The sequence below is a fragment of the Marinobacter sp. E2 genome, from assembly GCF_055755345.1.
Genome location: NZ_CM146911.1, coordinates 2,947,728 through 2,969,451, shown reverse-complemented (window position 1 = coordinate 2,969,451; position 21,724 = coordinate 2,947,728). Strand labels below are relative to the sequence as shown.

Genomic DNA, 21,724 nt, shown 5'->3' with positions numbered 1-21,724 from the left:
GGGCCCGTTCGCCGGCCCCTCAGCGCCCTGATAACCCGCGGGGAGGCCGCTATGTGCAAGCTCTTTATCAACGCCGATCCGGAGCTCTGGGTCAGTCGCACCCACTCCCTGCGTATTGATGGCATGGTTACCAGTGTCCGCATGGAGAACGCCTTCTGGCAGGTGCTCGCCGAACTCGCCGAGCGTGATGGCATGAACCTGCCACAGATGATCACCAGGCTGTACCACGAATCCATTGATGCCGGGCACGATCTTGGCAACTTCACCTCGTTCCTGCGAGTGTGCGCGCTCCGCTATCTCGAGTTACAGCTGAGTGGCGACGTGCCGAGAGACACCCGCGTGCCGATTGCCTCTCTGGATGCGGATCGCATTCTGGCTGGCAAACTGGAAAAGGCGCCTGCGGAAAACGTGGTGAGCAAAGCGAAGCACTAGCTGCCTCAGGCCCCGGCCAGCGCCTTCGCACACCGGCGGAATAGCTCCGCCGAGAAAAACCGGTGCTCGCCTGGTTGATCCGCCACGAACAACTGACCACCGGAGCTGTAGATGCCGCCTTCAATCATCAGGTTATCGCGCATCTCGAAGTCTTCAATGTTGTGGCCCAAACCGTCCTCAGGGGTGTTGCCTGCCCGTTCTCTGTAATAGCTGCTGTCCAGCGTAAATCCGAAAGCGCGCTTGCCTTGCCCGATGATGTAGCCGACTTCGAACACCGTGCCGGGGTCTGCGCTGATGCCCCGGAACGGGGTGAGGTTGGCGATGATGGCGTCGCAGCTGTCCATCAGGTCGCGGTTGGCCCGGTAAATGCGGTGGCCGCGTCTGAATTTCGCTTCGTTGTCTGAGAACGCCAGTTCGGTGTCCAAAGGGTCTACGCCTTCCAGGCCATATTCCCGCAGCAGGCGCTTCTTCTCGTCTACGATCATCTTGTGCTCATCCGCGGGGAAGAAGACTTCCGGGCCCGCGAGATAGATCCGTTCTGGTTTTGCCATGGGGCCCTCTCAGAGCTGATAAAACCGCCGGATAGCCTCCAGCAACTGGTCGACATCCTGGCGGTTTACATCCCTGTGCGTGACAAAGCGAATCGGGTCGCCTGCGGTAACCAGGATGCCCTGCGTGTGAAGAAAGTCTCTCAGGCCAGCGGCGTTGAAGGACCGGCAGCGGGCATAGACGATGTTGGTCTGGGTGCTGGCGGGGTTGATCTCCAGCTGGGGAATGTCGGCCAGGCCGGCGCTCAGGTGTTCGGCATTCTCGTGGTCTTCAATTAGCCGCTGTGGGCCTTTCTCCAGGGCGATTCGCCCGGCAGCGGCCAGTATGCCCGCCTGTCGCATGCCCCCACCCAGCATTTTACGCAGCCGCGTCGCCCGCTCGATAAACGCTTTGGAACCGAGCAGCAGCGACCCGACCGGCGCGCCCAGGCCTTTCGATAGGCAGACGCTGACCGAATCGTAGTATCGGGTGATCTCGGTAACGTCGCAGTGGGATTTTACCGCAGCATTGAATACCCGGGCGCCATCGAGGTGCAGCAGCAAACCATGATCGTTGCAAAAGGCTCTGGCCTCGCGCTGGTAGTCCAGGGACAACACCCTCCCTCCGATGGTGTTTTCCAGTGAGAGCATCCGGGTGGGCGCAAAATGGAAATCGTCGGGCTTGATGGCGGCTTTGGCTTTCACCAGGCTGATGCTGCCGTCCGGCTCGTTCTCGATAGGCTGCGGTTGAACGCTGCCAAGCACAGCGGCGCCGCCGCCTTCGTATCGGTAGTTGTGGGCCGACTGGCCGCAAAGATATTCATCGCCGCGGCCACAGTGGCTCATGATCGCCAGCAGGTTGGCCTGGGTGCCGGTGGCAGTAAACAGTGCCGATTCGAATCCCAGCCGTTCGGCTGCGTATGCCTGTAGGCTATTTATCGTTGGGTCATCCCCGTAGACGTCGTCTCCCACCTCGGCGCTGGCCATGGCCTCGCGCATCTCAGGGGTGGGACGGGTGACCGTGTCGCTGCGAAAATCGATGATCTTGCTCATAGTCTGGAAGCGTAGTCCGGAGGGAAGGCCCGAGGAAAATCCGACTCCACTTTATCGGGAAATCGGGACGTATGCATTCCCACTGCTCTTAAGGGTTTTGTGACATTTCGTTTATCGACTCTTTACCCCGGCGTGACAGCCCCGTGAGCAGGCCTGTTTATTCTGCAGTCTGACGCCAAAGGCCAGCAGTTGGTAGGCCGGGCGGCGCCAAACAGCGACTGTTTCCAATAAGGAGAATGCACAATGAAAACCCTGACAGCCACACTGCTTGCCCTTGGTACCACTCTGATCATCATGACGCCGGCCCAGGCAGCAGACACCGACAAAGACAGCATGGGAATGGACGAGAAAATGACGCAGGAGGACATGAAAGATGACGGCATGCATAAGGACGCCATGAAATCCGGCACCATGCAGGAGGGGATGAAAAAAGACGGCATGGCGGCCGATGACATGAAGGACACCATGACGAACGGAGATATGGACAAAAAAACGATGAAAAAGGACAGCATGTCCGGCGGCGATAAAGACGCCATGTAACTGCTGGTCGGGACCAGGGCATCGCCCAGCCCTGCTCCCGGGTTGATCTATTTTCGCGGACATTTTGAGGGGGCGGGCGATTTCCAGAGCCCCGCTCGAGTTGGCTTTGAGCAGAGTGGGGGCTTATCCTCGTCGCACACATACTTCCTGGAGCGTCCGTTCGCTGCCGAAATGAATCCAACTTTCCAACTGCGTCCCTACCAGCAAGAAGCCGTTGACGCCACGCTGAACCATTTCCGCCACTCCGATGAATCGGCGGTTATTGTGCTGCCCACCGGCGCCGGCAAGAGCCTGGTGATTGCCGAGCTGGCCCGCCTTGCCCGTCGCAAGATTCTGGTGCTCACTCACGTGAAAGAGCTGGTGGAGCAGAACCACGCCAAATACGAGAGCTATGGCCTTCGAGGTGGCATTTTCTCCGCTGGGCTCAAACGCAAGGAAAACCATCATCAGGTGACCTTCGCCAGCGTTCAGTCGGTCTCGGCCAACCTGGATGAATTCCGGGATGAGTATTCCCTGGTGATCATCGATGAGTGCCACCGGGTGAGCGGTGAGGACACCAGCCAGTACCATCGGATCATAGAATTGCTGCGCCAGCAGAACGAGTCCCTCAAGGTGCTGGGGCTCACTGCCACGCCCTATCGCCTCGCCATGGGCTGGATCTATCGTTATCACTATCGAGGCTTTGTGCGCGGCACAGAAGAGCAGGCCAAGCCCTTCCAGCACTGCATTTACGAACTGCCACTGAGCTACATGATCAATCGCGGGTATCTCACCAAGCCCGAGCTGGTTAACGCGGCGGTGGCCCAATACGACTTCTCCGCGCTCGCCCCGGACCGCTTTGGCGAATACGCCGAGAAGGATGTGAATCAGTTGCTCAGCAAACACAAACGGGTGACTCGCGCCATCATCGAGCAGGTGAGGGAGCTGGCGGCCGGGCGCCAAGGCGTAATGATTTTCGCGGCCACGGTGGAGCACGCCCGGGAGATCACGGGCTACCTGCCAGAATCGGAAACCGGCCTCATCACCGGCGCCACCGACCTGAGAGACCGGGATGCGCTGATCCAGCGTTTCAAGCAGCGGCAGCTGAAATTCCTGGTGAATGTGTCCGTGCTCACCACGGGCTTCGATGCACCCCATGTAGACTTCATTGCCATTCTCCGGCCCACGCAGTCGGTCAGCCTGTACCAGCAGATTGTCGGGCGCGGGCTACGGCTGAGCGAAGGTAAGCGTGATTGCCTGGTGATTGATTACGCCGGCAACCACATGAACCTGCACCATCCGGAGGTAGGTGAGCCGAAACCCAACCCCGACAGCGAGCCGGTGCAGGTGTTCTGCCCCGACTGCGGGTTTGCCAATATTTTCTGGGGCAAGACCGACAGTGACGGCCAGGTGCTTGAGCACTATGGGCGCCGATGCCAGGGTTTGTTGGAGCCGCCGGAGGGTGGCGAAGGTAGCGGGCGGGGGCGTCGCCCACAGCAGTGCGACTTCCGGTTTCGCTTCAAGGAGTGCCCGCACTGTGGCGGCGAAAACGACATTGCCGCCCGTAACTGCGGCCACTGCCAGAAAACCATCCTGGATCCGGACGACCAGCTGAGGGATGCCCTGAAGCTCAAGGACGCCATGGTGATCCGATGTGGCGGCGTGTCGGTAGCTGCCGACGGCCGCAGGTTGAATCTGACCTATCACGGTGAGGATGGCGAAGAGCTCAGCGAGTGGTTTGATCTGGGCAGGGCCGGGCAGCGGGCGGTGTTCAATCGGCTTTTCGGTCGCCGGTTTGCCAACAGCCAGGCCCCGAGAACCTTCAACACGGTAGAGGACGTGCTGGCGGTTCAGGCCGGGTTGCCGGCCCCGGATTTCGTGATTGCCCGAAGGCACAAGCACTACTGGCAGGTGCAGGAACGGATCTTTGATTATCAAGGGGCGTATCGGAAAGCAAACGAGATGTAAGGACCGGCGCCAGATATAATGGCGGGAAATCAAATCTCAGCAGGTAATTCTATGCCCATCGAAAAGAACCAGGTTGTCCTGTTCCATTACAGCGTTCGTGATGAACAGGGCAACGTTGTTGAAGACTCCCACGGCGGTCACCCCAACGCCTATTTGCATGGCCACGGAGGCATTATCAAAGGGCTTGAAGAAGCCCTCGAGGGCCGCGAGGCAGGTGACACCTTCAGTGTGACCGTCACACCAGACAAGGCTTATGGTCCGCGCAAGGAGAATGCGATCCAGCGCGTGCCTATCAAACACCTGGTGGGCGCCCGGCGCTGGAAGCCAGGCATGATCGCCCAGGTGCAAACCGAACAGGGCCGCCGCCACGTAGTGGTTGCCAAGGTTGGCCACAAGTTTGCCGATGTCGACACCAACCATCCGATGGCTGGCCGAACGCTCACTTTCGATCTCGAGATCATTGAAGTCCGCGCGGCGGATGCCGAAGAGCTCGCACACGGCCACGCCCACGGGCCGGGCGGGCATCACTGAGGGTAAGTTGCGTTACCGGTTGGCCCGGCCCACTGAACATCGGGATACTCCGGCTGACTCAACGCTTCGATCATGTCATCGGGGTAGGTGCCGCGATAGTATCTGGCAAGCGTGCCATCCAGTTTCATCTGGTCCAGGGTGTCCTGCCAGAGTGCGACCGTTGAATCCGGAACGTCCAGTGACAGCGCTATGTAGAGGTATTTCGTGGAGGTAGCGTAGGCCAGTCTTACTTCGTTCTCGGAGTAGGGCGTTTCGGCAAATAGGGGTACGCGCGCGATATCGCTGGTCATCCAGGCATCTACCCGGCCATGCATGAGCATGTCTAGGCACTGGGCAGAGTGGGTCGGTTCTTCCAGGTTGGTGAAACCCATTGCGTTCAGGGCCTGGCCGCCCGAGCTGCCGCGGTAGACGCAGACGGCATCAAGGTTGCGCGCATCCTCCAGGCTCGTGAGGGAAACATCATCCTCGGTGCGCACAAAGAGGCCACCTGTGATGCGCTTGATGGGGCCTACCCATTTGAACTGATTTTCCCGCAATTCCGTGCGAGTGGTTTCAAACAATGCGACGTCGGGCCCCCGGCGGGCCAACATGTAGCCCCGGGCCCAGGGGAGCAGCGAGATCTTCCCGGTGTGCCCAACCCGTTGCAACAATTCGCGCACGAGTTCCGCGGTTGGTCCGGTCACGCGGCCTTGGTCGTCAATATATTCCCCTGGAGGCGAGTGCTCGGTCAGCACGGTGATCGACTCGCCTCGCGCCGCAGCGCTGGAGAGTGGACTGAGTAACAGCACTCCAACCAGAAACATTCCACCAAAACGGTCAATCCAGAGCATTCACCAATCCTGTATCCGGGGCATCCGGCCAACTCTCACAACGGTCTTGGCTATAGTGGTTCAAGAATATCCGGCCTGACAAAGTATTTCTGTAACAAAACGAAAGCCCGGGCCTCTGAAAATAGCGGCCAGTGTTCTGCCCAACGGGGTTGAAATCGGGCAATTGCCCTCGCATGTCAGTGAGGTAAACCACTCATCACTCCGCACCCATTGGGGCGGTTTTCAGAACGACGAGAGGTACCATGGAAAAGCGATCATTTGCCAACACCGACATCCAGGTAACCCCGGTTGGCCTCGGCACCTGGGCCATTGGCGGCTGGATGTGGGGCGGAACCGACGAAGCCCAGTCCATCGATACAATTCATCGGGCCATCGACAAGGGCATTGGTCTGATCGACACCGCACCGGTATACGGCTTCGGTCGTTCCGAGGAAATCGTAGGCAAGGCCCTTGCCGGCGGCCGTCGGGATCAGGTGGCTCTGGCTACCAAAGTGGCACTCAACTGGGACGACGAGCACAAAAAGGTCTGGAGGGACGCCACTGCGGCCCGCATTGAGCGCGAGGTGGAAGACTCCCTGAAACGCCTCCAGACCGACCATATCGACATCTACCAGGTACACTGGCCGGATGCCAAGACGCCTATGGAGGAGACGGCGAGGGCACTTGAGAAGCTCTACAAGGCCGGGAAGATTCGTGCCATTGGCGTAAGTAATTTCACACCCGCGCAGATGGACGAGTTGCAGAAAACTGTTCCACTGCACAGCCTGCAGCCACCCTATAACCTCTTCGAGCGCGAGATCGAGCAGGACATCCTGCCCTACTGCCGTGAGCATGGCATTGCCACCATCACTTACGGCGGACTCTGCCGCGGTCTGCTGACCGGCAAGATGCGCGAGGACACCCAGTTCACCGGCGACGACCTGCGCAAGCACGATCCCAAGTTCAAGGGCGATCGCTACCAGCAATATCTGAAGGCCGTAGCCGAGCTGGATGCCTTCGCCAGGGAGCGTTACCAAAAGAACGTTCTGGCGCTGGCCCTGCGCTGGCTGGTGGATCAGCCCGGCGTGACCACTGCGCTCTGGGGCGCGAGAAAGCCGGAACAGCTCGACCCGGTGAGTGACATCGAAGGCTGGTCGCTGGATCAAGAGGCGATGGCGGCCATTGATGACATTCTGTCCCGGTGCATTAAAGACCCGGTAGGTCCCGAATTCATGGCGCCGCCGACCCGGTAAAGCACCGACTGGCCTCTGCCAACAAATCTGGCCCCTGCTCCGGCTCGCCCACGGGTGAGTTCGGGCAGGGGCTTTTTAGTGGACATGTCCTGATTTGTTATGAAAGGCCAAACCGACAGTGCCGGCGACCGAGGCGTTGAATTACGGGGAATCATCAACAGGTATGTCTATAGGCGTTTTTTACAAACGTCCCAAGTCACCGGGAAACGACAAGGAGAATCCGCGATGATTACACGCATTCTCGCAAGTTCCTTTGCCTTGATGGTGTTTTTCTCAATGCCGGCGATGGCTGCTAATGCCGCAGCCCAGGCGCCGGACGGTTCCTGGATTACGCTCAGCGGTGAGGTTGCAGAGGCGGAAGCGCCCGACAGCTTCGTACTGGATTACGGTGGTGGCACCGTTCGTGTTGAGCTCGACAACTGGAGCCCGACCCAATACCCGCCGGACCTCCGGCAAGGCGACAAGGTGAAAGTTCGTGGCCGTGTCGATAATGACACCTACGACAGCGCAAAAATCGAGGCCAAAAGCGTTTATGTTGAGAACCTCGGCATTGAGTTTTATGGCAGCTCGGGTGATGAAGAGGCCATGACCAGCATGGACCTTTCGCCCCACGATCCGATCAAGACTGGGGAGTTTTCTATCAGTGGCCACGTTGAAAGCATAGATGGCCCGGTGTTCACCATTGATACCGGCGAGCGTGAGCTGACCGTTGATACCTCCACGCTTGAATTTGATCCACTCGATCGGCCCGGGCTGAGAAACCTGACTCTCAAGACCGGTGATTATGTTACCGTCACTGGCAAGGCACGCAGCAGCCTGTTCGAGCTTCGCAAGATCGTGGCCGATTCCATCATCATTCGCGCCACTTCGCCCTTGGGTGAAGACCGTGTCGGCGGCGATACACCCATCGACCCTGGTGCTCCGGTCACGCTCCCCAAACCGGTTCTGTAAAAGGAACTGGCCTGAGGCCAGTTCTCACTGGCCTCAATCCTTCCTTTCTGTATATCTTCTGTTCTCGTCATTCAACGATGACCTGCCTCAGGAACAACGGAGTAGAACGCCCTTATTCAGGCTATGATGCAGGCACTGAACTCTTTCAGGTTCAACCGCAGGCCTGGTAGCGTTATCACAAAAGGGATAGCAGGAGATTGCAGTGATCAGTGGGTCAGGGACGTTCGCACACACCGCCGTTGTTTTTGGAATGCTCATGGTTCTTGCCGGGCCCGGTTCCGCCAAGATCTACAAATGGGTGGATGAGAACGGTCAGGTCCATTTCAGCGACCGGCAGGACCATCGCCTCGAGCAGGAGGAAGTGCAAGTAAAACCGGTGGCTTCCGACTGGTCCCCGTTTGAGATTGATGTCCGGTCACCCGGGGCAGACCTGAGCGACGACGAACGCCAGCAGATCGTGGCAGGGGTGAACAACGTCTACGAGTTCTTTGATCGGGTGCTGTCCTTCGACATGAATCGCACGGTGCCGGTCAATATTCTGATTCTCAGGGACAGTAATGCGTACCGGACTTACCTCACCCGCCGGAACCAGGGTATGGCGGTGGCTTCCTATGGCCTTTACATACCGTCTGAACACCAGATCGTAGTTTATCTGCGGGAAAGCCGGGAGCTGACCTTCCAGACCATCAAACATGAAGTCAGTCATGCGGTGCTAGATACCATCGTTCCTTACGCCCCGGCCTGGTTAAACGAGGGCTTGGCCGAGCAGATGGAGACCATAGAGCGTGACGCTTCGGGATTGTATTTCGAGCGCCACGAAGAAAACCGCTGGGTGGTTGCGCAGGCTCGGGATCAGGGTGTATTGACGGATATCGACAAGTTTTTGAAGCTGCCCAGCAACCAGTGGCGCCACGCCGATTTTTCGGGCCGCAGCAGCCTTAGGGCCCAGTCGGGCCAGTTTGTGTATTTCCTGCTTTCCAAACCCACCCGCCGCAATTTCGTGGTGCGGCTGATGCACAACTTCAACCGGGGGGATCGTACCCTGTCCTATTACCTGGTGGACGATAATTACCTCGGCGGCGTCACCATGCTGGGCCTGGACTGGCGGCGCTGGCTGCATGATCAGGGCGAGGGGATTGTTCGCCTATAGCGTGAGAGGCGGCGACCAGACTTCCCCATGCTGCATTACCCGGAACTCTGATTGATTCAGGCCCTGTCGCTCCAGGGCCGCCCTGAGCCGGCGTGGAGGTTCGTCCATGGGCTCATCCGTGAGCACGAAGGTTCCCCAGTGCATGGCCACCGACTGGCGTGCGCCGATATCCTGGTGAATGCTGACGGCCTCTTCCGGCGCCACGTGTACTGGCGCCATAAACCAGCGCGGGTCGTAGGCGCCGATCGGAAGCAGGGCGAGGTCGATCGGCGAGAACAGCTCGCCGACTGTCCGGAAAAGCCGGCCGTAGCCGGTGTCACCAGCGAAGTACAACCGGAAGCCGTCAATGTCCAGAAGCCAGCTGCACCAGAGCGAGCTGTTGGTGTCGGTCGGGGTTCGGCCGCTGAAATGCTGGGCCGGAAGACAGAAGATTTCCTGGTTATCAGCCAGAACTTGCGATTGCCACCAGCCCAGTTCCATCAGGTTCTGGATTCCCCGTTTCTCGAACCAGCCCCGCAGACCCGAGGGAATGCAGAAGCACAGGCGGTCGCCGAAGCGGCGATAGAGCTGACGCACCGTGGGTTCGTCCAAGTGGTCGTAGTGGTTGTGGGAGATCAGCACCAGATCAATATCGGGCATGTCGGCCACTGTCAGGGCTGGCGGCGTGTACCGCTTCGGACCCACCAACTGGAATGGGCTGGCCCGGTCTGACAACACCGGATCGGTAAGCAGGTTCAGGCCGCGATACTGGAAAAGGAAGGAAGCATGCCCGAGCCAGACCAACTGAGGCCGGGCCGGCGGATTCATCAGCAAATGCCCGTCTGGTCGTAACAGCGTGTAGCGTTTACCCTTCGGAAACCGGCGGCCAGGCGCCAACTGCCAGCGCAGGAAGTCGCCTAATCCATGGCGTGGCACCGGCTCCAGGTTCCGGTATCGGCCCCCGTGGCTCCGCGCTTGCGAGGAGAGGTCAGCAAGGCGATGACGGTCTACGGGCATGGAGTGGGATTATTTCCTGAAGAACGTCAGAAAAGCGCCTGCTGCGGCCGCGGCAGCGCCACCGATCAGGTACCACATGGTTTCGTCGGTAAATCGGCCGGTGACGGTTTCGGTCAACTGATTCCCGATCGACTGCGTTGACTGGTAGCCGAAATAGAGCAACCCGATTCCGACCACCAATAACACGATACCGACCAACTTCGAGCTTGCCATGTACATCTCCTTTTTGCGGATTTTGCAACGCGTCTGGATGGACTTTTGCCGGACAGTATCGGCGATTAACCTCGTAAATGACAGGCGGTTTGTTTAACATGGGCCTGCAAAACACGGACGGGAGACGCCCGTCCAAAGGAACGATTCTTCAAGGAATGAAGGAGTAGGACGATGAGTAAGAGCGTTGTGCTGTTAGGTGATCTGGGGACCGATCACGAGGGCTTTCCGCCTACCCCGGTGATAGCCGGTTCACCCGATGTTCTGATTGATGGCAAGCCCGTTGCCCGTGTTGGCGATCCTCTCGCCCCGCACTCCAAACCCAAGCATCCGCCCCATCCACGCAGCATTGCCGCAGGCTCCGGCACGGTGCTGATCAATGGTATTCCCGCTGCAGTGACCGGCGGGGCCATCTCCTGCGGTGGCGTGACGATTGGCAGCGGCAGCGTGGTGATTGGCGACTGATCATTGGCCGGGTTTCCATCTGGCCGTCAAACCTCCACAAACCTCGGCACCAGCATCAGTACCAACCCGACGGCCAGCATTTCCCAGGGACTGCCGGCCAGGTAGGGATAGAGGGCCATGCCAATGCCACAGTAACGGGCCACCATGTGCTTCTGGCGCCGACCGTACATGAAATAGGCCAGGCCGATGCACCCGAAAATCAGCGCCAGGATAATGTTGGCAGTTTCCATGGGTGACCTCCTCGGCTAGCATGGATCGTATGGTTCGGTCGTAACACCCCGCAAGCAAGGAGCGGCTGGCGTGCGAGAGCGCCCGCTCCTGATCAGGGAGAATGCCAATGACGCCCAAGGACATTGTGGCTCAGTTTATCGAGAATATCCGTGCGCAGCGTCTGGATGAAGCCAAGGACCTGCTCGCGGATGAGGGCTTTGAGTATGTCGGCCCGAACATGCGTTTCCTGAGCCGGGAGGACATGCTGGGGTACCAGTTCGGCATGTTCGCCATCCAGAAGGACCTGGTTCTGCGTCAGCTCAGCGCCGATGGCGAGCATGTGTTTGCGATCCTCGATTACCGCACCTATTTCGAGCCGATCGGGGATGTTCGTTTGGCCATCTGGTTTCGGGTCCGGGAGGGCCGGATTCAGGTGATGGAAACCTTCTACAATGCGGCGGTTGTAGAGAACATGCTGGGTGGGAGTCTGCCACCGGCAAACTGATTCAACCCTCAGATGCAGTGCTGCCAGTGCCCGGAGCTGTCTCCAGCCCGCGCACTGGCTATTTGTGTGGCTTTACTTCAGGCGAAGTCGTAATCCCCACCTTTCTCAAGTGCCCTCTGATAGGCAGGTCTGGCGTGGATCCTCTGGACCCAGTCGGTGATGTGTGGACGTCCCTTGCCAACGATGCCCCGGGCCACGGAGGCCTCCAGCGGAAAACTCATCTGGATATCCGCTGCACTGAGGTTATCCCCCAGGAACCAGGTGTTATCAGCCAGGTGGTTTTCCACGAAATCCAGGTGGGTCTTGATCATCGGTCCGATGAAGATTTCGTTGGTCTTGTCGGAAATGCCCTTGGCAATTGGCTTGACAAAGAATGGCATGGGGCTGGTCTTGACCTTCTCGAACACCAGGCGCATCACCAGGGGCGGCATCAGTGAGCCTTCGGCGTAGTGCAGCCAATAGGTGTAATCCAGCCATGCCTGGCCACCGGCCTCGGGCAGCATGGTGTCCTTGCCGTAGGTGTGTGCCAGGTACTCAATGATGGCGCCGGATTCAGCCACCACCAGGTCGCCATCGGTGATCACCGGGGATTTGCCGAGCGGGTGGACCTTTTTCAGGCTTGCTGGTGCCAGCATGGTTTTGGGATCGCGCTCGTAGCGCTGGATTTCATAGGGTACGCCCAACTCTTCGAGCATCCAGAGGATACGCTGCGAGCGTGAATTGTTCAGGTGGTGGACAGTAATCATGGGCAACTCCCTGTGCATTTGGTTCGGGTGGTGTGGAAGGTAGTCCGAAAAACGGCTTTTGGTTCACTCCGGGCCGCAAGAAAGGCCGCATTGTACAGGCCAGGCTCTTCGGTGAAAGGAAGCCCCTTTGCATTCTTCCACTTTTGCCCCCATAAACCCCATGCAAGCCGATGAACAGGAGGAAAACCATGACGGCACCACCCCTTAAGGAAAAGTTGAACAATGCAGTGAAGGAAGCGATGCGGAACAAGGACAAGACGCGCCTTGTGACCCTGCGGATGGCCCAGTCGGCGGTCAAGCAGATCGAGATCGATGAGCGCCGCGAGCTGGATGACGAGGACGTTCTGAAGGTGCTGGACAAGATGCTCAAGCAGCGTCGCGATGCGGCCAGCCAGTATGACGCTGCCGGCCGCGAGGAGCTGGGCGACAAGGAGCGTGCGGAAATGGTGATCATCGAGGAATTCATGCCGGCTGCACTCAGCGAGGATGATCTGGATGGCTTGATCCGTCTGGCCATCAGCGCCACCGACGCCCAGGGCATGCAGGACATGGGGAAGGTCATGAATGAGTTGAAACCCCAGGTGCTCGGGCGCGTTGACATGGGCCACCTGAGCAAGAAGGTGCGTTCCGCTCTCGCCGGGTGAGGGTGAGTTGTCCCGGTGGATGAGTCCGCCGGGGTTGCAAATCTCCATGCGCTGCGCTAATTTAAATCGTGCACAAGGTAATCGTGAGCGATTAATATGCCGAATTCTGAAACCCGAGATCCGAAAACCAGGCACTTTTCGGCGCCGCCAGACGACCTGCTGACACTCGATCGGCAGATGTGTTTTGCGCTGTATTCGGCGTCTCTGGCGATGACCAAGCTTTACAAGCCGATGTTGTCGAAGCTTGACCTGACCTATCCCCAGTATCTGGTCATGCTGGTGCTGTGGGAGCGTGACGGCATCCGGGTTTCCGGTTTGAAGGAACGACTCTATCTGGACTACGGCACCCTCACGCCACTGATCAAGCGGCTGGAAGCGCGCGGATTGCTGATTCGCCAGCGCTCTCCCGAGGATGAGCGACAGGTGATCGTTCGCCTGACCGAAGAGGGCCGTGCCCTGAAAGCAGAGGCGGGCCAGATCCCGGAGCAGGTAGCGACCGCAGCGGGCTGTTCACTGGCGGAACTGGAGGATCTCAAGAACCAGCTCCTTGCCCTGCGCAACCGCCTGCACAGCAAGCTGGACAATCAACTGGAGGAGAGCGCCTGAGAAGGCGTTCTCCAGAGAAGCAAGCAAACCCACGCCAGGCCACGCAGGCCTGAGCAAGTGAGCAAGCAAGTAAGAGAGGAACGTGTTATGTCTATTGAGCAAGTACTGTATCGCGCATCCGCAGAAGCAACCGGTGGCCGGGATGGCCGTGCCATTTCCTCAGACGGCATCCTCGATGTCGAGTTGACCACGCCGAAAGAACTCGGTGGCGCTGGCGGCAAGGGCACCAACCCCGAGCAGTTGTTCGCCGCCGGCTACTCCGCGTGCTTCATCGGCGCCATGAAGTTTGTGGCCGGTCGCGACAAGCTGAAAATGCCTGAAGATGCGTCCATCGAAGGCGTTGTGGGCATCGGCCAGATTCCTGCCGGTTTCGGGATTGAAGTGGAGCTGCGCATCAGCCTGCCAGGCATGGACGACGCTGAGGCAAAGAAGCTGATCGATGAAGCCCACAAGGTTTGCCCCTATTCCAACGCCACCCGTGGCAACATCGATGTGACCCTCAAGCGGGTTGCCTGAGGTCTGATCAGGCCCTCATCTAACGGAAACCTACCAGTGGAGCGTGATACTGCCCAGCAGGGTCTCGCCCAGGTGTAGGTCGCGGGTTCCCGTGTCCAGGTCCCGGTACCGGACACGGGTGTCCACACTGGCGCCAAGACCCAACACCAGATCGGGCCAGGCGCCGGCTCCCGCGAGAATACGATAGCTCACTTCCGCCCGCCATTCCCTCAGATACAGAGCGCTTTCCACCTCCCGCGCCCGATCCAGGGTCGCCCAGCGATCACCCACTCTTCGAAAGCTCACCGTCCAGAGCCTGTCAGGACTTTTCCACTGCGCAAGAACAGGCAGATCCAGTAGCCAGTGGCCCTGATCATTGGCATGCGCCCACCGCACTCGCGGAAGCCAGCGGAAAGAGCCAAACCGGTGATCACCACCGACACCCAGGCTCAACCTGGCGTCATCGCTGATTGCCCGAAACAGCGCCAGTCGGCCGTTGGCCACCTTCCTGTGGAAATCCTGCTCCTTGAACATATTGGAAGTGCCGGCCAGGCCAGCTCGCCCCTGTACTCGATAGGGCCCCTGTTGCCAAGAGCCGCCGACGGTGACTCGGTGCAGGTGGCCATTGTGTGCCGGTTGGCCGGTGCGAATGCGCAGGGGCTGGTAATCGTATTGCACGGTGGTGGCGCCACTCGCGGTGTCTGTTTGCCAGCGGATGCCGCGCTGGGAGCGGGTCACTTCCGTTGCGGCGGGGGCTTGCCCTGGCCAGTTATAGGGCTGCCACTGCTGATAGAACAATTCGGTGGAGGTAGCTGCCTGCACCGGTGTACACAGGCCGAGTCCTGCCAGCAGCAGGCATCGAAACATCAGTAAGCCCGGCGGGTACTGCCTGTGGGCGCTGGCGCATGGTTTGTGAATCACAGGGCTGCCTCCCTGAATTGTCCTTTCAGGCCTTATTCCGGCTCAGGCGGAACATTTCTAGCGTCGCTTCCGTTGCTTGTTGTCGAGTTATCCCAAACATAACAAGGACAATAACAATGCCTGAAACTAAATCCCATAACGCAGGGCTCGCCCTGTCGACGTGCTTGGCACTTTCCCTGGTTTTAATGGGCTGCGGTGGCGGCTCCGCCGAGGACGCATCGCCGGGTGCTGAAGCCTCGGCTGAGGCCCCGGGCCAGGCCTGCGACAACCCTGGTAACGGCGCGAGGCCTCAGTGTGTCACTCCGCCGCCCGTGTCCTGCAACGGCGAAACGCCTGTTGAAGGAGGCGCGAGCTATCCGGTGTCGCTGCCTTCGGCCAGCGGGGAAACCATTACCTTCCAGGTTCTGGAGCCGTCCGGCACTCTCGATTGCCGGCAAGGCCACCCGCTGGTGCTGCATGGCCACGGCTTTGGCGGTTCCCGGACCACCGAGGGTTTCCAGAATTATCGGGACGCCGGCTTTGTGGTGATTTCCATTGACCAGCGAGGCTTTGGTGAGAGCTCCGGCACCGTTCGGGTGATGGATCCGGAATTCGAGGGTGAGGATCTTATCCAGATTCTGGACTGGGCCGAGGCCAATCTCGACTATCTGCGCTACCGGAACGAACCAGACCTGTCCGCTGAGCTGAATCCGAACCTGGTGGCAGGTGCCATCGGTGGCAGTTACGGTGGTGGTTACCAGCTTTTGCTTCAGGGCCTGGACCCTCGTCAGCGGCTGGATGCGTTGGTGCCGGACATCACCTGGCATGATCTTCGTTACAGTCTCAACCCCGGTAACGTGATCAAGACCGGCTGGGATCTGTTCCTCGTGGTGGGCGGCGAGAATGGGTCGACCGGCCAGGGCAACGATGGCCTGGACCCGATCATTCGTGAAACCCTGGCCCAGGGCGCCACGATGAACCGGTTCCCCGAAACCGGTCTGGATTTCTTCTACTATCACAGCCCGGCCTACCGCTGCTCGGGTGAGCCGGTGTCGGTCCCGGAGAATCCGGAGCTGCTGAGTTACCAGATCAATCCGCCGGCCTACGATGTTCCTCCGGCGCCTTTCAAAAAGATCGACGTACTGCTGACCCAGGGCATGCGGGACACCCTGTTCAACTTCAATGAGGCCTGGCGCAATTTCGAGTGCCTGCGCGCAAGCGGCGGCGATGTTCGTCTGCTGACCCACGAAACCGGCCACATTCTTCCTGTAGAGCCGCCCGAGGAAGCGCAGCCCGGCGAGTATGTCGATCCCACCGCCGATTTGCTGGAGCTCCCGGGGTTCCAGGCTGCTGGCGGACAATTTGCCTGCGGAGAGCTCTCCATTTCTGACGCCACCCTGAACTGGCTGGAACACCACCTGATGGGGCGGCCGCTCGCGTCTTCTTTCGAAGGTACCGATTCCGAGGTGTGTCTTTCCCTCGAAGATGGCAAGGCCGTGCGCGTGCCCATGGACGCGTTCCCGGCCCCAGCGTCAGACGGCGGGCTTCTGCAAGGTGAGTTTGCCGTTGAGCGCACCTTTGCTACCGCAACACCGGTTGCCTCCGGCTATGAAGCGGCCGCTACCGCAACACAGCCACCGGCCGCCCTGGTTCTGGGGCGGGCAGGAGAGGGCGGTGCCACGCTGGGTGGCATTCCCACGGCCATGGTGACGGTGTCCGATCTTGCGGGCCGGTCTTCGTGCGAAGCAGAGCTTGATCCCTTTGCGCCCGGCTGCGACCCCATAGTCTTCATCGGCCTCGGCAAACGGGGTGAGGGCGAGAGTCGCTGGCAACTGATTGATGATCAGATCAAACCTGTGCGCGGCCTGAAGACCGACGCCACGGTGGAGCTGGTCGGAATTGCCGAGGCACTGGCCCCCGGCGATGAGGTAGCGCTGTTGGTTTACGGTTTCCACCCGCAGTACCCGGCAAGCTGGTCCCGGGATGCGCTGGTGCCTTTCGTGAACCTGGCGGGTGCCGTGCAGTTGCCGATTCTGGAAGGAAGCCTTGATCCGATGCTCTGACACCGGACGATTGACGAGGTTGATGTGGCGGGCGCCCGCTTCTGGCGCCCGCCTATGGCTCACTCAGTAGTTTTTCCGTTCAAACTGGTCGTCCACCGGGTCGGCGGTGTAACGGCCTTCGACCTGATCCCAATGGTACTGATCGCCCATCATGGCGTTGATTCTGCCGTCATCGGTGGATGCGCTGGCGGCGTTCTGCCCGGTGAGCGTTCTGCCTCCCCACCAGTTAATGGTGACTTCTTCCGGCGCAGCAGACGCCATGGAGCGGAAGTACCAGGGCACCACGTGGTTATGTTTGTTCAGGTAATCGGCGGACGCCAGGTACCAGAAACGGTTATGGATGAAGGTAACAATACCCTCAAGCTCGGTATTCTTGTCACCGATCCAGACATCCTGGATGCCGGAGGACTTGTACCAGGTGACCGGGGTGTTGTGGCGTTGGATCAGTTCCTGAATCGTCCAGCGCGTGCGCTCTCCAACCCAGTCATTGGCGCCGTCACCATTGGCATCACCCAGATAGCCCTTGCCATCCTGGGACCAGAAAGGGTCAAGCAGTTCCAGACGATCCACCATCACGTTGGTTCCGGCGGTACCGGCATAGATCGCATCGCTGATTTTCATCGCCACGATAGTTGCCAGCTGGTTACCCAGGGAGTGCCCGGAGAAGCGAACGTAGTAGGAGGTGTTGCCTGCCAGGGCCGCGGTTACCTGTTCAAAGGCAATCTGTCCAACCGATTTGTTCGGCGAATACTGAGTGCTGTAGCTGCCATCGCTCAGGCGATAGCGCATGCCGCGGGGTCCGTTCGCGCTCCACATCTTGGCCTCGGCATCCTTGACCTCGGATTCATCGGCGAACTGGTCCCAGTAGAAATAGGCGATGTTCCAGCCCTTGTTCTTCCAGGCCGTTGAGGTAATCACATCTTCGTTACCCCATACGAAGCGAAAATCCTCCCGATCATAGCCATCGCCGCGCGTCGCGGAGCCGGGTTGCCAGCCATGGAAGTGAACTATGGTGGGTTTGGACGGGTCGTAAAAGCGGCGGGGAACGTTATTGACAGTGCCATCGGCCTCTACGGCTTTAACCGACTGGTTATTGCCATCGAACCAGTAGAGACCATAATCAAGGGTATCCCCGACTGCATGGGCCGATAACGGCATGAGCAGTAGTGCTGCCAGAAGCGCTGACAACAGGGATCGATATGTCCTGAGCATAGTTGCAAACCTGTTTTGTTGTTGTGTGATCGGGCGAGCAGCCCGAAGGCCAACATAACAGACCTTTCGAGTGGTAAAAGTGAACGGTCAGCCATTTTTAGAGCTTGAAAACATTGGAAATTTGTCGGTTTGTATTGGTAGCCGGGCTTACCCTAACCTTTGAGCAAGGCTGCGTTTTCGTGGGGCAGTGTCATGTCAGATAAGCAGGTTCGAACCCGGTCCGATAAGCAAGCCATCGACCAGTTCATCAATGAGGTCCGCACCCTGCCAAAACAGGGCGGAGGGCAGGGCCGGCTGATTTTTGCATTGGATGCCACGGCGAGTCGCGAGGCGACCTGGGATCAGGCCTGCCATTTGCAAAGCGAGCTGTTCATGGCCACCCGGGACCTTGGCGGTCTGGCTATCCAGTTGGCTTACTACCGGGGGTTCGGCGAATTCAAGGCGACGACATTTGTGACCGAAACCGGCCAGTTGTTAAATCTGATGAATGGCGTTTCCTGCCTGGGTGGGCGTACCCAGATCGGCCGGGTTCTGGCCCATGCTGTCCGCGAAACCCGGGCCAGGCCAGTGAAAGCAGTGGTGTTTATCGGCGACTGCTGCGAAGAACCGGTGGACGAGCTTTGTCATTGTGCCGGTGAGCTCGGTCTGCTTCGAACGCCAGTGTTTATGTTCCACGAGGGGCACGATGCCCATGCCAAGGCTGTGTTCCAGCAGGTGAGCAAACTCTCCGGTGGCGCCTATGCGCCTTTTGATCGCAACAGTCCCCAGGTTCTGAAGGATCTTATGGCAGCAGTTGCGGTCTATGCCTCCGGGGGAGCGAAAGCCCTTCAGGACTTTTCCAGTCGCAGTTCTGCGGAAGTGAAACGCCTGACGCAGCAGATTCGCTAATCGAGTTGAACCGTTTCAGTTGGGCCGGCGGGCCCGGAGTGTATTGGTGCCGTTAACGTTCATCGTCATTGTTGCCGCCGTTGTGGCCTTTGTCTGGCTGAGAAACCAGCCGCCCGCTCAGCGTCCCCAGGCAATCCTCAAACTGGCCCTCCTGGTTGGCACTCTCATTCTTCTGGTACTTGCGGTGACGGGTCGACTGCATTTTCTGTTTGCTTTTCTTGCTTTCCTTTACCCACTGTTGAGGCGCCTGCTGCCCTCGCTGCTGGGCGGTCTGATGTCTGGCAATACCGCCGGTGGAGGTACAAGGGCGAGTGCCGGCAACCAGTCCCGGGTGTCGGGTGAGATTCTGGAAATGAGCCTGGATCATGACAGCGGCACCATGAGTGGCCGTGTTATCAAGGGGCCAATGGAAGGTCGGGAGCTGGACAACCTGAGCGAACAGGAATTTCTTGAACTGCTCCGATATTGCCGGGCCAATGACGAAGATTCCGCCCGTTTACTGGAGACGTATCTGGATCGTCGATTTGGCGATTCATGGCGCGCCGATGACCAGACTGAGGACCAGGAATCGGGCCGGGCCGGTAGCGCCGGCGGGCCGCTTACCGAGAGCGAGGCTCTGGATATTTTGGGGTTAGAGCCGGGCGCCAGCCGGGATGAGATCATCAAGGCTCATCGGCGGATGATGCAAAAGGTGCACCCTGACCATGGCGGCAGTAACTACCTGGCGGCCCGCATCAACGAGGCGAAGGAGTGCCTGTTGGGGTAGCGCCCGGCCGGTTGTCAGGGCGTGGTCAGGGCAAAACTCAGTAGCCAGCGATTGCCTTTCTCGATGCGTGAAACCTGATGCTGGTACAGGTCGGGGCGAAAGAGGTAGGCTCTGCCTCGTAGATTGAACAGGTTGCGCTCACAGAGAAAGTCGCCGCCTGCTCTGGGTTTGATGAGAATCAGATTGAGCTTGTACAAACGGCCTTCGGCAACCATGTCCACATGCGGGACCACCCTATGACCCTGCGGGTAGCGAACCAGATAGACGTTCAGGCGTTTCGAGCGGAACAGGATCCGCGTTTTTACCTTTGCGGGCATAGCAGGACTCTCGTCGGGTGTGCGCTTGGTTGCCGGAGGTTCTCAGTTTGCCGGATCAGGCTGGCTGGTGTCCAAAGTCGGTACCTTTCAGGCCGGGAGGCGACAGCACTTTAATGGCCAGGAAGTCGGTTGGAATGCAGCTTTTGCGCTGGGTGTCGGTCGCCGTGGCAGCCCTTATCGCCCTGTGCGTGTTGGTGATTCTGCTGTTCCGGTTCGTTAATCCGCCCACGTCGGCATTTATGGTGGCTTATCAGGTGCAGGGAGATGGAAGTCCCATCGCCCAGCAGTGGGTGCCACTGTCGGAGATCTCGCCCTGGATGCCTTTGGCCGTCGTCGCGAGTGAGGATCAGCGTTTTCCGGAGCATTGGGGCGTCGATTTTCGAGCCATTCGCCAGGCAGTCTCCGAGTATCGGGCCGGCGAGGGGCTTCGCGGCGCCAGCACGATTACCCAGCAGACGGCGAAAAACCTGTTTCTCTGGAACGACCGGAGTTTTGTCCGCAAGGGCCTTGAAGCAGGGCTCGCGCTGGTCATTGATGCGTTTTGGCCGAAACAGAGAGTGCTGGAGGTGTACCTCAATATCGCCGAATTCGGGCCGGGGATATACGGTGTCGAGGCCGCCAGTCGTGCGTATTTTGGCAAGTCCGCCCGGAGCCTTTCGGCCTACGAGGCCGCAAGCCTGGCGGCGGTGTTGCCTAACCCCAAAGTGCTGAGCGTCCGCTCGCCCTCATCCTACGTACAGGACCGTGTTGACTGGATCCTCGGGCAGATGACGCAACTGGGCCGGGGCTATCTTGCGAACTTATGAGTAGCGTTCACGTTTCTGACATGCAGAAAGACAGGTGGTTCTTATGACAGACATCCGAATTGACATCGTTTCCGATATCGCCTGCCCCTGGTGTGCCATTGGCTACGCCCGGCTGGAGCAGGCCATGGCGAAAGTGGCGGACAAGTACGCGTTTTCGGTCGCCTGGCATGCCTTCGAATTGAACCCGGACCATGAAGGCCAGGGTGAACCCATTCTCCCGGCACTGGCCCGGAAGTATGGCCGCAGCGAGGAGGACATGCGGGCCAACCAGGATCAGATGATGACCATCGCCCGGGATCTGGGCCTGAACTTTGAGCAAATGCAGCAGCGATTTACCTGCAATACCTTCGACGCCCATCGGCTGGTGAAATGGGCTGACGAGCAGGGCCGGGCAACGGAAATGAAACAGGCGCTGTTCGAGGCGTATTTCGGCCGGGCGGAGGACGTGTCTGAGCACTCGGTGCTGCTGCGCTGTGTCGAACAAGTTGGCCTGGATACGGACCGGGCTGGCGAGATTCTCCGGGGTGATGAATACGCCGATGTGGTCCGCAAGGACGAAGCCACCTATCAGCAGGCTGGTGTCTCGGCGGTGCCCGCGTTCATCGTAAACGGGAAATATCTGATTTCCGGAGCCCAGGAGCCCGAGACGCTGGTGCAGGCGTTTGAGGAAATTGTCACCAACTCGTAATCGCGTTTGGCTGG

At 59.2% G+C, this 21,724-nt stretch carries 27 protein-coding genes; 17 read left to right on the top strand and 10 right to left on the bottom strand.

Features of this window, described 5'->3' with window-relative positions; all coding sequences use genetic code 11:
* Nucleotides 1-51: 51 nt before the first annotated feature.
* Nucleotides 52-432, top strand: coding sequence for a ribbon-helix-helix domain-containing protein (locus AC0J1C_RS13575; protein ID WP_473044326.1), 381 nt, complete (start codon nucleotides 52-54; stop codon nucleotides 430-432).
* A gap of 5 nt (nucleotides 433-437) precedes the next feature.
* Here the strand turns inward: AC0J1C_RS13575 and AC0J1C_RS13570 are convergent, their stop codons facing one another.
* Nucleotides 438-983, bottom strand: coding sequence for a nucleoside 2-deoxyribosyltransferase (locus AC0J1C_RS13570; protein WP_473044325.1), 546 nt, complete (start codon nucleotides 981-983; stop codon nucleotides 438-440).
* A 9-nt stretch (nucleotides 984-992) separates the two neighbouring features.
* A complete protein-coding gene (gene ltaE / locus AC0J1C_RS13565) occupies nucleotides 993-2,012 on the bottom strand; it encodes a low-specificity L-threonine aldolase (RefSeq protein ID WP_473044324.1) in 1,020 nt (339 codons plus the stop codon).
* A gap of 243 nt (nucleotides 2,013-2,255) precedes the next feature.
* On the opposite strand from ltaE, the gene AC0J1C_RS13560 reads away from it, so the two are divergent.
* The 3 genes from AC0J1C_RS13560 to AC0J1C_RS13550 all read left to right on the top strand — a co-directional run bounded on the left by AC0J1C_RS13560 (nucleotide 2,256) and on the right by AC0J1C_RS13550 (nucleotide 5,030).
* Complete coding sequence (locus AC0J1C_RS13560) at nucleotides 2,256-2,552, top strand: hypothetical protein (RefSeq protein WP_473044323.1); 297 nt, start codon at nucleotides 2,256-2,258, stop codon at nucleotides 2,550-2,552.
* A gap of 171 nt (nucleotides 2,553-2,723) precedes the next feature.
* Nucleotides 2,724-4,499, top strand: a complete 1,776-nt coding sequence (gene radD, locus AC0J1C_RS13555) for a DNA repair helicase RadD (protein WP_473044322.1) — start codon at nucleotides 2,724-2,726, stop codon at nucleotides 4,497-4,499.
* A gap of 51 nt (nucleotides 4,500-4,550) precedes the next feature.
* On the top strand, nucleotides 4,551-5,030 hold the full coding sequence (locus AC0J1C_RS13550; protein ID WP_473044321.1) for an FKBP-type peptidyl-prolyl cis-trans isomerase: 480 nt from the start codon (nucleotides 4,551-4,553) through the stop codon (nucleotides 5,028-5,030).
* Here AC0J1C_RS13550 and AC0J1C_RS13545 read toward each other — a convergent pair.
* Nucleotides 5,024-5,860, bottom strand: a complete 837-nt coding sequence (locus AC0J1C_RS13545; RefSeq protein ID WP_473044320.1) for a substrate-binding periplasmic protein — start codon at nucleotides 5,858-5,860, stop codon at nucleotides 5,024-5,026. The genes AC0J1C_RS13550 and AC0J1C_RS13545 overlap by 7 nt on opposite strands.
* A gap of 242 nt (nucleotides 5,861-6,102) precedes the next feature.
* Between AC0J1C_RS13545 and AC0J1C_RS13540 the strand changes: the two genes are divergently transcribed.
* The 3 genes from AC0J1C_RS13540 (at nucleotide 6,103) to AC0J1C_RS13530 (ending at nucleotide 9,193) form a co-directional block, all read left to right on the top strand.
* A complete protein-coding gene (locus AC0J1C_RS13540) occupies nucleotides 6,103-7,092 on the top strand; it encodes an aldo/keto reductase (RefSeq protein ID WP_473044319.1) in 990 nt (329 codons plus the stop codon).
* A gap of 225 nt (nucleotides 7,093-7,317) precedes the next feature.
* Nucleotides 7,318-8,043 (top strand): NirD/YgiW/YdeI family stress tolerance protein, encoded by a 726-nt coding sequence (locus tag AC0J1C_RS13535; RefSeq protein WP_473044318.1) that lies wholly within the window; start codon nucleotides 7,318-7,320, stop codon nucleotides 8,041-8,043.
* A gap of 256 nt (nucleotides 8,044-8,299) precedes the next feature.
* On the top strand, nucleotides 8,300-9,193 hold the full coding sequence (locus AC0J1C_RS13530) for a DUF4124 domain-containing protein (RefSeq protein ID WP_473044317.1): 894 nt from the start codon (nucleotides 8,300-8,302) through the stop codon (nucleotides 9,191-9,193).
* Here AC0J1C_RS13530 and AC0J1C_RS13525 read toward each other — a convergent pair.
* Nucleotides 9,188-10,189, bottom strand: coding sequence for an MBL fold metallo-hydrolase (locus AC0J1C_RS13525; RefSeq protein ID WP_473044316.1), 1,002 nt, complete (start codon nucleotides 10,187-10,189; stop codon nucleotides 9,188-9,190). The genes AC0J1C_RS13530 and AC0J1C_RS13525 overlap by 6 nt on opposite strands.
* Before the next feature lie 9 nt (nucleotides 10,190-10,198).
* Nucleotides 10,199-10,402 (bottom strand): DUF3185 family protein, encoded by a 204-nt coding sequence (locus AC0J1C_RS13520; protein ID WP_091987328.1) that lies wholly within the window; start codon nucleotides 10,400-10,402, stop codon nucleotides 10,199-10,201.
* Nucleotides 10,403-10,573: 171 nt separating this feature from the next.
* Here AC0J1C_RS13520 and AC0J1C_RS13515 point away from each other — a divergent pair, with 171 nt between their 5' ends.
* The gene (locus AC0J1C_RS13515) at nucleotides 10,574-10,864 is read left to right on the top strand and encodes a type VI secretion system PAAR protein (protein ID WP_473044315.1); all 291 of its coding nucleotides are present in this window, start codon (nucleotides 10,574-10,576) and stop codon (nucleotides 10,862-10,864) included.
* Nucleotides 10,865-10,890: 26 nt separating this feature from the next.
* Here AC0J1C_RS13515 and AC0J1C_RS13510 read toward each other — a convergent pair whose 3' ends face one another.
* Nucleotides 10,891-11,094 (bottom strand): hypothetical protein, encoded by a 204-nt coding sequence (locus AC0J1C_RS13510; protein WP_473044314.1) that lies wholly within the window; start codon nucleotides 11,092-11,094, stop codon nucleotides 10,891-10,893.
* 107 nt (nucleotides 11,095-11,201) lie between these two features.
* On the opposite strand from AC0J1C_RS13510, the gene AC0J1C_RS13505 reads away from it, so the two are divergent.
* On the top strand, nucleotides 11,202-11,579 hold the full coding sequence (locus AC0J1C_RS13505) for a nuclear transport factor 2 family protein (protein WP_091987320.1): 378 nt from the start codon (nucleotides 11,202-11,204) through the stop codon (nucleotides 11,577-11,579).
* 77 nt (nucleotides 11,580-11,656) lie between these two features.
* Here AC0J1C_RS13505 and AC0J1C_RS13500 read toward each other — a convergent pair whose 3' ends face one another.
* Nucleotides 11,657-12,325 carry a glutathione S-transferase family protein gene (locus tag AC0J1C_RS13500; RefSeq protein WP_473044313.1) on the bottom strand — a complete coding sequence of 223 codons (669 nt, stop codon included), beginning with the start codon at nucleotides 12,323-12,325 and terminating at the stop codon, nucleotides 11,657-11,659.
* A gap of 188 nt (nucleotides 12,326-12,513) precedes the next feature.
* Here AC0J1C_RS13500 and AC0J1C_RS13495 point away from each other — a divergent pair, with 188 nt between their 5' ends.
* The 3 genes from AC0J1C_RS13495 (at nucleotide 12,514) to AC0J1C_RS13485 (ending at nucleotide 14,091) form a co-directional block, all read left to right on the top strand.
* Entirely contained in the window at nucleotides 12,514-12,969 is a 456-nt protein-coding gene (locus AC0J1C_RS13495) for a GatB/YqeY domain-containing protein (protein WP_473044312.1), read from the top strand.
* A gap of 96 nt (nucleotides 12,970-13,065) precedes the next feature.
* Nucleotides 13,066-13,575, top strand: a complete 510-nt coding sequence (locus AC0J1C_RS13490; protein WP_473044311.1) for a MarR family winged helix-turn-helix transcriptional regulator — start codon at nucleotides 13,066-13,068, stop codon at nucleotides 13,573-13,575.
* 87 nt (nucleotides 13,576-13,662) lie between these two features.
* Nucleotides 13,663-14,091, top strand: coding sequence for an organic hydroperoxide resistance protein (locus tag AC0J1C_RS13485; protein WP_091987313.1), 429 nt, complete (start codon nucleotides 13,663-13,665; stop codon nucleotides 14,089-14,091).
* A gap of 30 nt (nucleotides 14,092-14,121) precedes the next feature.
* On the opposite strand, the gene AC0J1C_RS13480 is transcribed toward AC0J1C_RS13485, so the two are convergent.
* Nucleotides 14,122-14,991, bottom strand: coding sequence for a hypothetical protein (locus AC0J1C_RS13480; protein WP_473044310.1), 870 nt, complete (start codon nucleotides 14,989-14,991; stop codon nucleotides 14,122-14,124).
* 116 nt (nucleotides 14,992-15,107) lie between these two features.
* On the opposite strand from AC0J1C_RS13480, the gene AC0J1C_RS13475 reads away from it, so the two are divergent.
* The gene (locus tag AC0J1C_RS13475) at nucleotides 15,108-17,033 is read left to right on the top strand and encodes a CocE/NonD family hydrolase (RefSeq protein WP_473044309.1); all 1,926 of its coding nucleotides are present in this window, start codon (nucleotides 15,108-15,110) and stop codon (nucleotides 17,031-17,033) included.
* 63 nt (nucleotides 17,034-17,096) lie between these two features.
* Here AC0J1C_RS13475 and AC0J1C_RS13470 read toward each other — a convergent pair whose 3' ends face one another.
* Entirely contained in the window at nucleotides 17,097-18,245 is a 1,149-nt protein-coding gene (locus tag AC0J1C_RS13470; protein ID WP_473044308.1) for a hypothetical protein, read from the bottom strand.
* Nucleotides 18,246-18,437: 192 nt separating this feature from the next.
* Between AC0J1C_RS13470 and AC0J1C_RS13465 the strand changes: the two genes are divergently transcribed.
* Complete coding sequence (locus AC0J1C_RS13465) at nucleotides 18,438-19,133, top strand: hypothetical protein (protein ID WP_091987304.1); 696 nt, start codon at nucleotides 18,438-18,440, stop codon at nucleotides 19,131-19,133.
* Nucleotides 19,134-19,179: 46 nt separating this feature from the next.
* Nucleotides 19,180-19,899, top strand: a complete 720-nt coding sequence (locus AC0J1C_RS13460; protein ID WP_091987302.1) for a DnaJ domain-containing protein — start codon at nucleotides 19,180-19,182, stop codon at nucleotides 19,897-19,899.
* A 14-nt stretch (nucleotides 19,900-19,913) separates the two neighbouring features.
* On the opposite strand, the gene AC0J1C_RS13455 is transcribed toward AC0J1C_RS13460, so the two are convergent.
* Nucleotides 19,914-20,216, bottom strand: coding sequence for a 2OG-Fe(II) oxygenase family protein (locus tag AC0J1C_RS13455; protein ID WP_473044307.1), 303 nt, complete (start codon nucleotides 20,214-20,216; stop codon nucleotides 19,914-19,916).
* 113 nt (nucleotides 20,217-20,329) lie between these two features.
* Here AC0J1C_RS13455 and mtgA point away from each other — a divergent pair, with 113 nt between their 5' ends.
* Complete coding sequence (gene mtgA, locus AC0J1C_RS13450; protein ID WP_473044306.1) at nucleotides 20,330-21,022, top strand: monofunctional biosynthetic peptidoglycan transglycosylase; 693 nt, start codon at nucleotides 20,330-20,332, stop codon at nucleotides 21,020-21,022.
* 43 nt (nucleotides 21,023-21,065) lie between these two features.
* Nucleotides 21,066-21,710, top strand: a complete 645-nt coding sequence (locus AC0J1C_RS13445; RefSeq protein WP_473044305.1) for a DsbA family oxidoreductase — start codon at nucleotides 21,066-21,068, stop codon at nucleotides 21,708-21,710.
* Nucleotides 21,711-21,724 lie beyond the last annotated feature (14 nt).

Excerpts from the sequence above, each read along its gene's own strand:
- AC0J1C_RS13570 (WP_473044325.1), bottom strand. The coding sequence starts at position 983 with ATGGCAAAACCAGAACGGATCTATCTCGCGGGCCCGGAAGTCTTCTTC.
- radD (WP_473044322.1), top strand. The coding sequence starts at position 2,724 with ATGAATCCAACTTTCCAACTGCGTCCCTACCAGCAAGAAGCCGTTGAC.
- AC0J1C_RS13465 (WP_091987304.1), top strand. The coding sequence starts at position 18,438 with ATGTCAGATAAGCAGGTTCGAACCCGGTCCGATAAGCAAGCCATCGAC.
- AC0J1C_RS13470 (WP_473044308.1), bottom strand. The coding sequence starts at position 18,245 with ATGCTCAGGACATATCGATCCCTGTTGTCAGCGCTTCTGGCAGCACTA.
- AC0J1C_RS13515 (WP_473044315.1), top strand. The coding sequence starts at position 10,574 with ATGAGTAAGAGCGTTGTGCTGTTAGGTGATCTGGGGACCGATCACGAG.
- AC0J1C_RS13500 (WP_473044313.1), bottom strand. The coding sequence starts at position 12,325 with ATGATTACTGTCCACCACCTGAACAATTCACGCTCGCAGCGTATCCTC.
- AC0J1C_RS13520 (WP_091987328.1), bottom strand. The coding sequence starts at position 10,402 with ATGGCAAGCTCGAAGTTGGTCGGTATCGTGTTATTGGTGGTCGGAATC.
- AC0J1C_RS13560 (WP_473044323.1), top strand. The coding sequence starts at position 2,256 with ATGAAAACCCTGACAGCCACACTGCTTGCCCTTGGTACCACTCTGATC.
- AC0J1C_RS13525 (WP_473044316.1), bottom strand. The coding sequence starts at position 10,189 with ATGCCCGTAGACCGTCATCGCCTTGCTGACCTCTCCTCGCAAGCGCGG.
- AC0J1C_RS13535 (WP_473044318.1), top strand. The coding sequence starts at position 7,318 with ATGATTACACGCATTCTCGCAAGTTCCTTTGCCTTGATGGTGTTTTTC.
- AC0J1C_RS13575 (WP_473044326.1), top strand. The coding sequence starts at position 52 with ATGTGCAAGCTCTTTATCAACGCCGATCCGGAGCTCTGGGTCAGTCGC.
- AC0J1C_RS13485 (WP_091987313.1), top strand. The coding sequence starts at position 13,663 with ATGTCTATTGAGCAAGTACTGTATCGCGCATCCGCAGAAGCAACCGGT.
- AC0J1C_RS13510 (WP_473044314.1), bottom strand. The coding sequence starts at position 11,094 with ATGGAAACTGCCAACATTATCCTGGCGCTGATTTTCGGGTGCATCGGC.
- AC0J1C_RS13545 (WP_473044320.1), bottom strand. The coding sequence starts at position 5,860 with ATGCTCTGGATTGACCGTTTTGGTGGAATGTTTCTGGTTGGAGTGCTG.
- ltaE (WP_473044324.1), bottom strand. The coding sequence starts at position 2,012 with ATGAGCAAGATCATCGATTTTCGCAGCGACACGGTCACCCGTCCCACC.
- mtgA (WP_473044306.1), top strand. The coding sequence starts at position 20,330 with ATGGCCAGGAAGTCGGTTGGAATGCAGCTTTTGCGCTGGGTGTCGGTC.
- AC0J1C_RS13445 (WP_473044305.1), top strand. The coding sequence starts at position 21,066 with ATGACAGACATCCGAATTGACATCGTTTCCGATATCGCCTGCCCCTGG.
- AC0J1C_RS13530 (WP_473044317.1), top strand. The coding sequence starts at position 8,300 with ATGGTTCTTGCCGGGCCCGGTTCCGCCAAGATCTACAAATGGGTGGAT.
- AC0J1C_RS13505 (WP_091987320.1), top strand. The coding sequence starts at position 11,202 with ATGACGCCCAAGGACATTGTGGCTCAGTTTATCGAGAATATCCGTGCG.
- AC0J1C_RS13475 (WP_473044309.1), top strand. The coding sequence starts at position 15,108 with ATGCCTGAAACTAAATCCCATAACGCAGGGCTCGCCCTGTCGACGTGC.
- AC0J1C_RS13550 (WP_473044321.1), top strand. The coding sequence starts at position 4,551 with ATGCCCATCGAAAAGAACCAGGTTGTCCTGTTCCATTACAGCGTTCGT.
- AC0J1C_RS13540 (WP_473044319.1), top strand. The coding sequence starts at position 6,103 with ATGGAAAAGCGATCATTTGCCAACACCGACATCCAGGTAACCCCGGTT.
- AC0J1C_RS13495 (WP_473044312.1), top strand. The coding sequence starts at position 12,514 with ATGACGGCACCACCCCTTAAGGAAAAGTTGAACAATGCAGTGAAGGAA.
- AC0J1C_RS13455 (WP_473044307.1), bottom strand. The coding sequence starts at position 20,216 with ATGCCCGCAAAGGTAAAAACGCGGATCCTGTTCCGCTCGAAACGCCTG.
- AC0J1C_RS13490 (WP_473044311.1), top strand. The coding sequence starts at position 13,066 with ATGCCGAATTCTGAAACCCGAGATCCGAAAACCAGGCACTTTTCGGCG.